The organism is Flavobacterium sp. 120 (assembly GCF_003633605.1).
Lineage (GTDB): Bacteria > Bacteroidota > Bacteroidia > Flavobacteriales > Flavobacteriaceae > Flavobacterium > Flavobacterium algoritolerans.
Window position 1 is genome coordinate 1,997,915 of sequence record NZ_RBKZ01000001.1, and the last position, 13,994, is coordinate 2,011,908.

Annotated in this window: 12 protein-coding genes; all 12 read left to right on the top strand. The window is 36.1% G+C overall.

What is annotated here, in order from left to right; genetic code table 11:
- The first annotated feature begins 31 nt into the window (after nucleotides 1–31).
- On the top strand, nucleotides 32–511 hold the full coding sequence (locus tag C8C87_RS08540; protein ID WP_121342301.1) for a nuclear transport factor 2 family protein: 480 nt from the start codon (nucleotides 32–34) through the stop codon (nucleotides 509–511).
- Between the two features lie 40 nt (nucleotides 512–551).
- Nucleotides 552–998 carry a nuclear transport factor 2 family protein gene (locus C8C87_RS08545; protein WP_099715170.1) on the top strand — a complete coding sequence of 149 codons (447 nt, stop codon included), beginning with the start codon at nucleotides 552–554 and terminating at the stop codon, nucleotides 996–998.
- 10 nt (nucleotides 999–1,008) lie between these two features.
- Nucleotides 1,009–2,616, top strand: a complete 1,608-nt coding sequence (locus C8C87_RS08550; RefSeq protein ID WP_121342302.1) for a carboxylesterase/lipase family protein — start codon at nucleotides 1,009–1,011, stop codon at nucleotides 2,614–2,616.
- 47 nt (nucleotides 2,617–2,663) lie between these two features.
- On the top strand, nucleotides 2,664–3,743 hold the full coding sequence (locus tag C8C87_RS08555; protein ID WP_121342303.1) for an alpha/beta fold hydrolase: 1,080 nt from the start codon (nucleotides 2,664–2,666) through the stop codon (nucleotides 3,741–3,743).
- A 69-nt stretch (nucleotides 3,744–3,812) separates the two neighbouring features.
- The gene (locus C8C87_RS08560; protein WP_121342304.1) at nucleotides 3,813–4,415 is read left to right on the top strand and encodes a flavodoxin; all 603 of its coding nucleotides are present in this window, start codon (nucleotides 3,813–3,815) and stop codon (nucleotides 4,413–4,415) included.
- Between the two features lie 31 nt (nucleotides 4,416–4,446).
- Nucleotides 4,447–5,193, top strand: coding sequence for a carboxymuconolactone decarboxylase family protein (locus C8C87_RS08565; RefSeq protein ID WP_121342305.1), 747 nt, complete (start codon nucleotides 4,447–4,449; stop codon nucleotides 5,191–5,193).
- An 11-nt stretch (nucleotides 5,194–5,204) separates the two neighbouring features.
- Nucleotides 5,205–6,266: an alpha/beta hydrolase gene (locus C8C87_RS08570; RefSeq protein WP_121342306.1), complete on the top strand. Its 1,062-nt coding sequence runs from the start codon at nucleotides 5,205–5,207 to the stop codon at nucleotides 6,264–6,266.
- Between the two features lie 11 nt (nucleotides 6,267–6,277).
- Nucleotides 6,278–6,760: a cupin domain-containing protein gene (locus C8C87_RS08575; protein WP_121342307.1), complete on the top strand. Its 483-nt coding sequence runs from the start codon at nucleotides 6,278–6,280 to the stop codon at nucleotides 6,758–6,760.
- A gap of 235 nt (nucleotides 6,761–6,995) precedes the next feature.
- Nucleotides 6,996–7,574, top strand: a complete 579-nt coding sequence (locus tag C8C87_RS08580; RefSeq protein WP_099715164.1) for a TetR/AcrR family transcriptional regulator — start codon at nucleotides 6,996–6,998, stop codon at nucleotides 7,572–7,574.
- A gap of 216 nt (nucleotides 7,575–7,790) precedes the next feature.
- Nucleotides 7,791–8,933 (top strand): efflux RND transporter periplasmic adaptor subunit, encoded by a 1,143-nt coding sequence (locus C8C87_RS08590; protein ID WP_121342309.1) that lies wholly within the window; start codon nucleotides 7,791–7,793, stop codon nucleotides 8,931–8,933.
- Between the two features lie 12 nt (nucleotides 8,934–8,945).
- Entirely contained in the window at nucleotides 8,946–12,110 is a 3,165-nt protein-coding gene (locus C8C87_RS08595; RefSeq protein WP_121342310.1) for an efflux RND transporter permease subunit, read from the top strand.
- A gap of 130 nt (nucleotides 12,111–12,240) precedes the next feature.
- Complete coding sequence (locus C8C87_RS08600; protein ID WP_121342311.1) at nucleotides 12,241–13,659, top strand: TolC family protein; 1,419 nt, start codon at nucleotides 12,241–12,243, stop codon at nucleotides 13,657–13,659.
- Nucleotides 13,660–13,994: the final 335 nt, after the last annotated feature.

Consider the following 13,994-nt stretch of genomic DNA (forward strand, 5'->3'; position numbering starts at 1 on the left):
AGAATATTTTAAACCAAATAAATTATTTAAAATGAAAAAATTATTATTAGGATTATTATTCTTTACAAGCATGCAATGGTCATATGCACAAACAAGTACACCAAACATCAAATCTAAAAGCGTCCAAAAAACGGAACAGGAATTATTGGACTTGTCAAAACAAAAATGGCTATGGATGGCTGATAAAGATGTAGACAAACTTGAATCACTCTTTGACAACAAATCAAAATTTGTTCATATGAGTGGTACTTGGAAAAAAGACGAGGAACTCGACATTATTAAAACGGGTAGGATTTGGTATAAAAATGCTAAGGTTCATGATGCAACAGTAGAAATTTTCGAAAAAACGGCAATCGTTTGGAACAGAATTACCCTTCAGGCTGTTGTACGAGGAAGTGAAGTCACAACTGAATTTACGGTAACAGAAGTCTATCAAAAACAAGGGAAAAATTGGAAACTTTTAGCCTTAACATTCAGCAGTGTACGAGACACGCATCAAATTCAGAAATAGAAAAAAAGAAAAAATATACTAATTAAAAATTAATCGCATTATGAAAAAGTCAATTTTCGGACTACTGATACTCATTCTATTGGCAAACAAGTCCTTTGCACAAACTGCTACTGCCGCTGAACAGGAAGTGATTCAACTTTCAAAACAAAAATGGGAATGGATGGCCGATAAAAATGTCGATAAACTTACCCCTTTGTTTGATGATAAATCGGTCTTTGTCCATATGGGCGGAAGTTGGGGAAAAACCCAAGAAATCAATGTGATTAAAAGTGGAGGAATTCATTACAAGAAAGCAGATATTCACGAAGTATCAGTAAACATTATTGGTAATACCGCGATCCTTTTAAATAGAATTACACTATTGGCAGTCGTTGGAGGAAATGAAGTTACCAATCCATTTATGGTTACGGAGGTATATATAAAAGACAACAATGGTTGGAAACTTGGCTCATTGTCGTTCACTAAGCTAATGACACCTGGACAATAAAATTTAAAAAATGGGGAAAATATTGATCGCAATTGCATTATTTTATTGTACTACTTGCGTAAACGCACAACAACCAGTCTCACTAAGTCTTACAAAGGAAATTCGTACGACTTCAGGAACTGTTCGCGGTCTAACAGAAGGAGATATCTCCATATTCAGAGGTATTCCTTATGCCGCACCACCAGTGGGTGCAAATCGTTGGAGGTCTCCACAGCCAGTGGTTGCTTGGAAGGAAGTACGGGATGTAAGTAAATTTTGCGCTGATTGTCCGCAGGCGAGTTGGCCTCGTGGTGCCGGCATGTCACCAAATTCAGCTGAAGATTGCTTGTTTCTCAATATCTGGACACCTGCTACAGTAACAAAAAAATCAAAATTGCCAGTTATGGTTTGGATTCACGGAGGCGGATTTGTAGGTGGCAGTGGCGGTGGAAATGACTTTACAGGAGCAGCATTTGCAAAGCAGGATGTCATACTTGTTTCTTTCAATTATCGGTTAGGACGTCTTGGTTTTTTTGCGTTTCCCGCTTTAAGTAAAGAAAACCCAAATGAATATAAAGGCAATTATGGCTACATGGATCAGATTGCTGCATTAGAGTGGGTTAAAAAAAATATCGCTGAGTTTGGAGGCGATTCCAAAAATGTAACCATTTTTGGTGAGTCCGCCGGTGGCGTATCTGTACATTCGCTTTTAACAATACCCGCAGCAAAAGGCTTATTTAAGAAAGCAATTATTGAATCAGGAGGCGGACGAGATGGTGTACTAACTGGGCGTCCAATTGACAAAGAAAATGCAGATATTCATTATCCGGTATCGGCTGAAACCATCGGACTTAACTTTGCCAAAAGATACAATATCGAAGGTGATAATAACGAAGCGCTCAACAAGCTAAGAGCATTAAGTGCTGCTGAAATTGTTGATGGTGGAGAAGAAACAGCCGGACAAGGTGGTCCTACAACTTATCCAGGACCGATACTAGATGGCCGTTTGGTAACGGAGACTGCCGAGAGTGCTTATAAGGCAGGCAGACAACCAAAGGTTCCTATTATTATTGGATCAAATAGTGCAGAGGTTCCTGCAGGGTTTGTCAATGCGAAGTCAAAGGAGGAATTATTATCATTGTTTGGCAACTACAAGAAGGAAGCCACAGCGGCCTACGATGCTGATGGTAATACTGATTTTGCTCAGATGTTAGCCTTTGTTAATACCGATAAAGTTTGGGCAGAGCCTGCCCGATTCACTGCCAGAGCATTTACTTCTAAATCAATACCTGCTTATTTGTACCTTTTCTCTTATGTACCTGTCTCCATGAAAGATTGGATGCGATATGGTGCCTCTCATGCCTCTGAGATTGCTTATGTATTTGATAATCTGGTGGAACGAAATGGCATTACTTTTACTGCAAAAGATAAAGAAGTCGGTAAAATAATGAATGCCTATTGGGTTAACTTTGCTAAAACGGGTAATCCAAATGGAAAAGGACTACCGCTTTGGCCTGAATATGATAGTAATAAAAATGAGGTATTTGAGTTTAGGCAAGATGGGGCGGCGGGTAATTTTTTCGATCATAGAAAAGCTAGACTAGATGTGATAGAAAAAGCATTTGAGAGTACTAAATAAAAAGAAGTAGATTGCAAACTTGAAAAAATAAATTAAAACACATTACAATGGAAAAGAAAGTAATTCAATTGTGGAGCATACTTTGTTTGTTATTGATGATCCATTCATCATTTTACGCACAAAAAAGCACAAAACAAAAAGCGTTACTAATTGAAGAGCAAGGAAGTTTTGCTGTTGGAGGAACTATCATTACCAATCCAGGCACATTCGATCCGTACAAACCTACTCCTGAAGGACAAACGTTTCGTGGAGATCACGCCTATGTTTTTTATCAAATTCCAGCAAAAGCTCGCAAATATCCATTAGTGATGTGGCATGGCATAGGTCAGTTTTCTAAAACATGGGAAAGCACGCCCGACGGACGAGAAGGATATCAAAATATTTTTCTACGCAGAAACTTTCCTGTTTATGTGATTGATCAACCAAGAAGAGGAAATGCGGGCAGAAGTACTGTAGTAGCTACGATTAATCCAACTCCAGATGAACAACAATGGTTTGATGTCTTCCGTGTAGGTGTATGGCCCAATTATTTTGAAGGCGTTCAATTTGCTCAAGATTCCAATACACTCAATCAATATTTTCGCTCGATGGTTCCAAACATTGGTACTATTGATAGTAATGTTAATTCGGATGCGGTTTCAGCGTTATTCAACAAAATTGGTGCTGCAATTTTGGTTACACATTCCCATTCTGGTGGTATGGGATGGATTACAGCTGTAAAAAATCAAAACGTAAAAGCTATAGTGTCTTACGAACCAGGTAGTGGATTCTTATTTCCTGAAGGTGAAGTGCCATCCCCTTTAACGAGTTCGGCAGGTTCACTGGAAGCAAGTTCGATTCCTATGAAAGAATTCATGAAACTTACTAAAATACCGATTGTCATTTATTATGGTGATAATATTCCTGAAAGCCTCTCCAACAATCCTGGGGCAGACGGATGGAGAGTACGACTACAGATGGCGAGATTATGGCGAGATGTAGTAAACAAATACGGTGGTGATGTAACCGTAGTACATCTTCCTGAAGCAGGTCTCAAAGGAAATACACACTTTCCGTTTTCAGATTTAAATAATATACAAGTAGCTGATTTAATGAGTAAATGGTTAAAAAGCAAAAAATTGGATTAATTAAATACAGCCGATATATAATCCTAAATAATAATTCAATTGAAAATAGTAACCACATATTGTTTAATAATGATAATAACAGCTAGTTTATTTTCGAGCTGTTCCAAAGCACAAACTATTGTTAAGCAAGAAAAAGATATTTTGAATACAAATAGTATTCTAATTGTCTATCTGACTCGAACAAAGAACACGAAAACAGTTGCCCAAATAATTCATAAACAAACAGGAGGCAAATTAGTTGAACTAGAACTTCAAAATCCCTACCCTGAAAATTACAAAGCAATTGTTGATCAAGTCGCCAAGGAAAATGAAACTGGTTTTTTACCCGCACTTAAAACCAAAATTGACAGTATTGAAAAGTATGATACTGTCTTTATAGGTTTTCCAACTTGGGGGATGCAATTACCGCCGCCAATGAAAAGTCTTTTAAGTCAATACAATTTAAAAGGTAAAACTATTATTCCGTTTAACACTAATGCTGGTTATGGTATTGGAAGTAGTTTTGATAAGATTAAAGAACTATGCACTGAATGCAAAATATTGGAAGGATTTTCCATTAAAGGAGGTAAAGAAAGAGATGGAATTTTATTTGTAATGGAAGGTAAAAAGAAAACTGAAGCCGAAAAAGAAATACAAAAATGGTTAAAAAAAATAGCAATTCTGAAGAATTGAAATATTTGAAAGAATAGTAAATAAAATAAATATGAAGGATTTTAAAATTTTCAGTTCAATAGTGATGATTCTAAGCATTACATTGTTTCCTAACAACGTTAAAGCAAATCAGTTGACAGCTACCGAAAGTAATTTAAGCGCAAAAGAAAAAAGCATTATTACCATTGCGTCACTTACAGCTAAAGGCGATTTAGTCACTCTAAAATCAGAGTTAAACAAAGGTCTTGAAGCGGGACTTACCGTCAATGAAGTAAAAGAAATATTGATTCATACCTATGCCTATTGCGGTTTTCCGAGAAGTATCAGAGGATTGCAAACTTTTATGGAAGTACTTAACGAACGAAAAACAAAAGGGATTAACGATCAATCTGGCAAAGAAGCTTCTCCTATCAAAGAGGATGGCAATAAATACCAACGAGGCAAAACCATTTTAGAACAACTTACCAAAACACAACAACCGGATACGCTTACAGGATATTCAGCTTTTGCACCTGTAATAGATACCTTTTTAAAAGAACATTTGTTTTCCGATATTTTCGAAAGAGATGTTTTAACCTATGCTCAAAGAGAATTGGTTACGATTTCTGTTATCAGTGCGATTGGGGATGCTGAACCAATGCTAAAGGGCCATTTGTCAATTTCTCTCAATGTAGGTATATCACCTGAACAATTGAAAGAATTTATAGGCGTAATCCAACCAATCATTGGAAGAAAGAAAACTAAAGCAGTAAAAGAAACAGTAAACGAAGTGTTGAAAAGTAGACAGAAAAATAATTAATAAAGAAAAAAATGAAAAAAATAGCATTAATAATCACAATAGCAATTTCAATAGTAATCGTACAGATGTCAAGTGCTCAAATTACCCAAAAGGAAAAAAAGCAAATCCCATACACTCTTGTATATGAGGGAGCAATTACCGAAAATGTAAAGGGAAAAGTAAACATTTATCCTGTTACTTATACAATTAAAGAGATTACAATAGTAGCTAATGTCTACACTCCTGCCAACTACGATGCTTCAAAAAAATATCCTACGGTAGTTATTGCCCATCCTAATGGTGGTGTAAAAGAACAAGTGGCAGGTTTATACGCACAACGATTAGCTGAACAGGGCTATATCACTATCACGGCAGATGCTGCATACCAAGGAGGTAGCGGTGGAGAGCCTCGTAATGTGGATAAACCGGCAAACCGAATTGAAGACGTACACGCAATGGCCGATTTTATTTCTCAATACAAAGGAGTTGATACTTCAAGACTTGGATTATTAGGAATTTGTGGTGGCGGCGGTTATTCTTTAAAGGCAGCCCAATCTGACAAACGATTTAAAGCATTAGCCACAGTGAGTATGTTCAATTCAGGTGTAGTAAGACGTAACGGTTTTATGAACTCACAATTTTCAACAATTCAGCAACGATTAAAAGAAGCTTCTGATGCCCGTGCCCAAGAAGCAGCAGGCGGTACAATTATGTATGTAGGCGATACGCAACTAACTGATAAACAAATAGCAGCACTACCGTTTGATTTATATCGTGAAGGATTTGAGTATTACGGTAAAACACATGCTCATCCAAATTCAACATTTAAATACACAAAGAGTAGTCTGATGGATTTAATGACGTTTGATGCCAGTACCAATATGGACTTGATAAACCAACCTTTGTTAATGATAGCAGGTAGTAAAGCCGATACTTTTTATATGACTGATGATGCTTTTAACAAAGCTACCAATGCAAAAAACAAAGAACTATTTCTTATTAATGGCGCTACTCATATAGAAACCTATTGGAAACCTGATTATGTGTCGCAAGCGGTAAATAAATTGGTGAATTTTTATCAAATTAACCTTTAAAATTTAAAAGGATGAAACTTAAAAATATTGCAGGACTACTTCTTTTTGGAGTATTCGCTTTTTCTTGTAAAGCACAAAAAAAAGCAATACTTTCAACAGAAACAGCATCACAAAAATCAATCCTTTTTGGCAAAGGAGAAAAAATCACCAATAGTAATTTTACAGGTACAGCTTATTTACAAATGCTGATAGCTGCTGATAGTCTTAATCCAACCTCAGTGGGTAATGTGACTTTTGAACCTGGAGCAAGAACAAAATGGCATCTTCATCCTGGCGGACAAATTTTGTTGGTAAGTGATGGAGTTGGATATTATCAGGAAAAAGGGCAACCTAAAAAAATACTTCGCAAAGGAGATGTAATCAAATGTCCACCCAATATTCAACATTGGCACGGTGCCAGTGTTGACACCTATTTTGTTCAAGTCGCAATAACAAATACTCAAAACGGCGTGCCTGTTTGGTTAGAGGCTGTAACTGATGAAGAGTACAAATAAATTTAAATAAATAGAAACAGAAAAGAATTTTTTTTTTTCTAAATATGCTTTTCAATGCTATATTACGAGCGGTTTCAACCGATTGATAAGCTAAATAATAATCTCAAAAACCTATAGTAAAATAAATATTTTTACGCTTCTAAAAACTAAATAGAACTGAAATTAAAAATAAAATTGCATTCTGAAACGCTTGTTCCAAAAAAAATTATATATTTGCACTTTAAATTAAAACTTAATGGCTCGCTGCGTAGAATTTAACGAAGTTGAAAAAATTGAAAAAGCAATGAATGTCTTTTGGGAAAAAGGATATAATGCTACTTCAATGCAAGACCTCGTGGATGCAATGCAAATCAATAGAAGTAGTTTATATAATACAATTGGTGACAAGCATCAATTATTTATGAAATGCATCAGCAATTATTTTGATACAGCAATGTGTGAAGTAAAGCAAAAAGTAGCCAAAGAAAAATCTGCTAAGCAAGCTCTTATCAACATTATTAATGATAAAGCATCCTGGATAGTAGATTGTGAAAAAGGTTGTCTTGGTATTAAAACTATTTTTGAATTAGCACCTGAAGACCTTGAAGTTCGCAACCTGATGAGTAAAAACAATGATATTTTTATTGATTTTTTAGCTGAAACGGTTCAAAAAGCGATGGACAATAAGGAAATGGATGATACTGAAGATGCTGATTTAATGGCAGAGTATATTATGACATCATTTACAGGTTGGAAACAATCTTACATTCTCCATAGAAATCCTATAAAAATTAAAAAAATGTCAGAATACCTGATTAAAAATATATTCAAATAATTTTTTTTTACACTAATTCTGAAACGTTTATTTCAGATAACATTATTTATTAAGCATACGCATTTTTTTAAACTACAGCATTGATTCTGAAACGATTGTTCCAGAATTATTGCTACACTAAAACCATAATCTTTAAATAAAAACAGCATGAATTCTGAAACGTTTATTCCAAAAACAATTGCAATACCTAAGACCCAATTAAATCCAATTTCAATCATGAAAAAAATTACATTATTAAGCATAATGGCTGTGTTTATAATCAGCTGTGCAGATAAATCACAAGCGCCTGCTGCAGCTGCAGCACCTACTCTTCCTGTAATGAGTATTAGCTATCAGGCAGCCTCAACAGAAACCGAATATCCAGCTGCTCTACAAGGAACTGTAGATGTAGAAATTCGCCCGCAAGTATCCGGAAACCTAGAAAGAATATATGTAGACGAAGGTACTTATGTTAACAAAGGTCAGACACTTTTTAAAATAAACGAACGCCCTTTTCGTGAGCAATTAAACAATGCTTTGGCTAATCTTCACGCGGCAGAAGCGGCTTATTTAAACGCTCAATTAGAAGTCGATAAATTGATGCCTTTGGTTCAGAACAAAGTAGTTTCGGAATATCAGTTGAAAACGGCTAAAGCTTCGCAAAAAATAGCAGCTGCCAATATCGAACAAGCAAAAGCAATGGTAGGTTCCGCTAGAATTAATTTAGGATATACAAATGTTACAGCTCCTGTTAGCGGTTATATTGGAAGATTGCCTAAAAAACAAGGAAGTTTAGTTGCCTCAACTGATGTTGAGCCGTTAACCAGCTTATCAGATGTGCATGAAGTGTATGCTTATTTCTCATTAGGTGAAACCGATTTTATCAAATTCAAATCGCTTTATACAGGAAATACCCTTGGCGATAAAATCAAAAAAATTCCTCCGGTTACTTTAATTCTTGCTGATAATTCGGATTATCCACAATTAGGTAAAATCGATATGGTCGACGGACAATTTGATAAAAACACAGGGGCAATCACACTTAGAGCAACTTTTCCTAATGTAGGCGGAACGCTACGTTCAGGAAATACAGGGAAAATTCGTTTGGGAATCCAACACAATGATGCCATTTTGGTTCCGCAGTCGGCCACAGTAGAAATGCAGGATAAAATATTCGTTTTTACACTAAACAAAGCAAACAAGGTTAACAAAATGCCTATCACAATTATTGGTAAAAGTGGTACTGACTATCTTATCAAAGACGGTGTAAAATCTGGGGATCAAATCGTATTAAGCGGTATCGACAAACTTCAGGAAGGACAGGTAATTCAACCAGAAAAAACAACGGCTAAAGTTGCCCAAATAATTAACAAAAAATAATTTATATAAAAAATGTTCAAAATATTTATACAAAGACCCGTACTGGCAACTGTTATTTCCATTTTATTGGTGATATTAGGTATACTTGGTCTGACGAAGTTGCCTTTACAACAGTTTCCAGATATTGCTCCACCATCGGTTTTAGTGACGGCAGTTTATCCGGGAGCTAATGCAGAAACGGTTTTGCGTTCTGTTGCCCCTTCTCTGGAAGAATCTATAAACGGTGTTGAAAACATGACGTACATGAGCTCAACAGCCAGTAATGATGGTACTCTTGCTATTACTGTTTTCTTTAAACTGGGGACTGATGCTGATCAGGCAGCGGTTAACGTTCAAAACAGGGTGGCACAAGCTACAAGTCAGTTGCCGGCAGAAGTTGTTCAGCAAGGTGTAACCACTGCAAAACAACAAAACAGTTTCATCATGGCGATTGGTATGTATACCGATGATGAGTCAAAATACGATCAGACTTTTGTTGCCAATTATGCTCAAATTAATATTATTCCTGAAATCAAACGTATTCCGGGTGTAGGATCTGCCAGTATTTTTGGTGGAGTCAAAGATTATTCGATGAGAGTTTGGTTAAATCCAACTCAAATGTCAACCTATCAGGTTACACCAAATGAAGTAATGGCAGCTATTCAGGACAAAAGTTTAGAAGCTGCTCCAGGTAAATTTGGTGAAAGAAGTAAAGAGGTTTTTGAATATGTAATTAAATATAAAGGGAAACTTACTAAACCAGAGGATTATCAAAATATTGCCATTCGTTCGAATGCAGATGGTTCTGTCCTGCGCTTAAAAGATGTTGCCAGAGTAGAACTTGGTGCCTATTCTTATAACAGCTTAACGCGTTTAAACGGAAAAAAGGGAATTGTAATTGGTGTTATTCAGTTGGCGGGTTCTAACTCAAATGACATTCAAGTTGCTATTAATAAGCTAATTGTAAAAGCCTCAAAAGATTTTCCTCCAGGCATAAAACACAATATTTTCTATAGTACAAAGGTTTCGTTAGACCAATCTATCGATCAGGTGAAACAAACTTTGATAGAAGCGTTTATATTAGTATTTATCGTTGTATTTATCTTCTTGCAGGATTTCAGATCGACTTTAATTCCGGCAATTGCAGTTCCTGTGGCCATTCTAGGTACGTTCTTCTTCATGCAGTTATTCGGATTTTCGATTAATTTATTGACATTATTCGCTTTAATCTTAGCGATTGGTATTGTAGTCGATGATGCGATTGTGGTGGTCGAAGCCGTGCATGCTAAAATGGAACATAAACATTTGTCTCCAAAAATTGCAACACATGAAGCTATGCACGAAATTACCGGTGCGATTATTTCGATTACATTGGTAATGGCGGCGGTATTCTTGCCGGTTGGTTTTATGGAAGGCTCAACTGGGGTTTTCTATCGTCAGTTTGCTTTTACAATGGCGATTGCAATTGTAATTTCGGCAGTAAACGCTTTAACGTTAAGTCCTGCTCTTGCGGCTTTATTCTTAAAAGATAATCATACAGGTGAAGAAGGAAATAAGCCATATGCTAAACAAGGTTTTAAAGAGAAATTTTTTATCGGATTCAACAATAGTTTCAACTCTCTTACCAACCGTTATGTTGGTGGATTAAAATTCTTGATTCGTAACAAATGGGTAAGCTTAGGCGGATTGGCTTTAATTACTTTTGCTACAATTGTTATGGTAAAAACGACTCCTTCAGGATTTATCCCAACAGAAGATCAAGGATTTATTGCCATTGCGGTAAACACTCCTTCTGGAACCTCTTTAGACGGAACTCAAAAAGTAATGACTGAAGCTGAAAATATACTAAGCAAATTAGATGCATCAAGAGACGTTACTGCGATTTCAGGTTTCAACTTATTGACAAATTCTACAAGTCCATCTTCTGCAGTTGTTTTTGTATTGCTTAAACCAAATGACGAACGTGGTGATGTTAAAAATATTGACGAAATAATGAATCAGGTTCGTGGCAAATTAGGTGCGATTTCAGGAGGTAGTTTCTTCGTATTTAGTTTCCCAACCGTTCCGGGATTTAGTAACGTAGAAGCTTTAGACTTAGTGTTGCAGGATAAAACCGGTGGCAAACTGGATAAATTTAGTGGTATCTCTCAAAACTTTATTGGAGAATTGATGAAACGCCCTGAAATTGCTGTAGCATTTACCAGTTTCAAAGCCGATTATCCTCAATTACAATTGGATATTAATGATGCAAAAGCAGATCAATTAGGTGTAAAAGTCAAAGATATTTTGCAAACGATGCAAGCGTATTTCGGTTCAGCACAAGCATCTGACTTTAACCGATTTGGTAAATATTACAGAGTGGTTGTTCAGGCTGATGTTGATGACAGAGCAGATCCTTCTGCCATAGACCGAGTTTTTGTGAAAAACAAAAATGGAGAAATGGTGCCAATAAATACTTTAGTAAAACTGACTCGTATTTATGGTTCTGAAACTGCCTCGAGATACAATTTATTCAACTCCATTTCGATTAATGCAATTCCGAAACCTGGATTTAGTTCCGGAGACGCCATAAAAGCCATTGAAGAAGTGGCAGCACAGCAATTGCCAGCAGGTTACAGCTATGAATTCTCAGGACAAACCCGTGAGGAAATTTCTTCCGGAGGTCAATCAGCAACTATTTTCTTACTGTGTCTGATATTCATTTATTTCCTACTTGCTGCACAGTACGAAAGTTACATTTTACCATTGGCCGTAATCTTATCCATACCCGCAGGTATATTTGGAGTATTTGTAGCCATTGGATTAACAGGAATTGAAAACAACATTTATGTACAAGTTGCATTGGTAATGTTAATTGGGCTTCTCGCCAAAAATGCCATCTTGATTGTAGAGTTTGCCGTCCAAAAACGAAAATCCGGTCAGGCATTAGTCAAAGCGTCAATCGATGCAGCAAAACTACGTTTACGACCAATTATCATGACATCATTAGCTTTTGTTGTGGGATTAATCCCGATGATGAGTGCCAAAGGACCATCTGCACAAGGTAATCACTCCATTAGTATTGGTGCTGCCGGAGGTATGATTTCAGGAGTAATTCTAGGGTTGTTAATCATCCCGGTTTTATTCATCGTATTCCAACATTTACAAGAAAAGGTTTCCGGGAAACCAGTAGCCGTAATTCATAACGAAGAAAAATAAAAATGGAAAATTATATAACGACAATTCTGGTGACCATTCTAATTGGCATCGGATACATATCCTACAAAGTTTCGAAAGATCTCGAAACCAGAAAAGATACTTGTACAGAAATTTAATGACAACATATAAAATGAAAAAATATATAACCAAAATCGTGATGGTCGTTATTATGATCACCACAATAATATCCTGTAACGTTTCGAAGAATATAGAAACCCCAAAAGATGCATTTCCTGAGAATTTCAGGAATGCATCGGTTTCAACTGATACTACAAGTATTGGTGACTTGGAGTGGAAAAATTTCTTTACAGAAGAAGACATTACCCAATTGATTGACAGCGCTATTACCAGAAACAACAATTTGCAAATCGCGACTAAAAACATTGAAATTGCACAATTCAGGTTCACACAATCGAAATGGGGAAATGTCCCTCAAGCCAATTTATTTGTGAATGCAAGTACCAGCAATCCATCAGACAATAGTTTTACCGGAAAGAATTTAAGTCAGGCTTTAGGTCAAAACCATATCGATGATTATTCTGCGGGAATTTCTCTTTCATGGGAAGCAGACATCTGGGGTAAAATTCGCAATCAGAAAAAAGGCGCTTTTGCGGAATACCTTCAATCAGAAGAAGTAAAAAAAGCGTTGCAAACTACTATTGTAGCTAATGTTTCAAGCGGCTATTACAATCTTTTGATGTTGGATGCGCAACTGCAAATTGCCAGACAAAACCTGAAACTAAATGATAGTACAACCAAAATCATTAAATTAAAGTACGACGCAGGTCAGGTAACTTCATTGGCGATTCAACAATCTGAGGCACAGAAATTAAACGCTGCGCAATTGATTCCTTTATTGGAACAAAATATTGCCATTCAGGAAAATGCGTTGAGTGTTTTGACAGGCTCATTTCCAAATTCAAAACAAAGAAACATTCGTTTGAGTTCAATTGAAGTGAAAAATAATGCGTCTATTGGAATTCCGTCTTCACTAGTAAGCAGAAGGCCTGATGTAAGAAGCGCGGAATTAGCCTTAAAAGTAGCTAATGCAAATGTTGGAATCACAAAAGCCGACTTGTATCCTTCTCTTAAAATTACAGCGCAAGGTGGTGTGAATTCATTCGAAACCAGCAATTGGTTCAATATTCCGGCTTCACTATTCGGAACTATTGCCGGAGGTTTAACACAACCTTTACTGAACAATAAAAAAGTGAGAACACAATACAATATTGCGGTCGCCGAAAGAGAAAAAGCTGTTTTGAGTTTCAGACAAGCTGTTTTAGTGGCTGTTAGTGAAGTCTCAAATGCTTTGGTAAAAGTCGAAAAATTAGCGCTGCAAGAAGCTTTTTTACAAGAACGCGTAAAAACGTTGCAACAAGCCACTAAAAATTCTAATTTGTTATTCAAAAACGGAATGGCAGAATACCTTGAAGTACTTTCTGCTCAGGCTAATATATTGCAAAGTGAATTGGAATTGGCTAATATGAAGCGAGAGCAATTAATCGCAAATATTGAATTGTATCGATCATTAGGCGGAGGTTGGAAATAATAGTATTCTAAAAACAGCATCATTTCAAATATAAGAAATGATGCTGTTTTAAAATAACACCATAAGATTCTAAATTACTATTTTAAGTACTCACTAATCAAAAATTTATTCCTTACTATTCAGGTGGATTGCGTTTTGACACTATTATTGGAAAACAGCATAACAACCTCATCTGAATATATTGATAAAATAAACAAATCATCAGTATTCCCTATTATTGCTGCCTAAAAACGAAATCAATAAAAAAAGAGCCCTTAAAAAAACACATAACATTCCCTTAAATGAATTGTATTCTTTTTTTTCTATCCTTGTACCCTTTGAAAAACATAAAATAC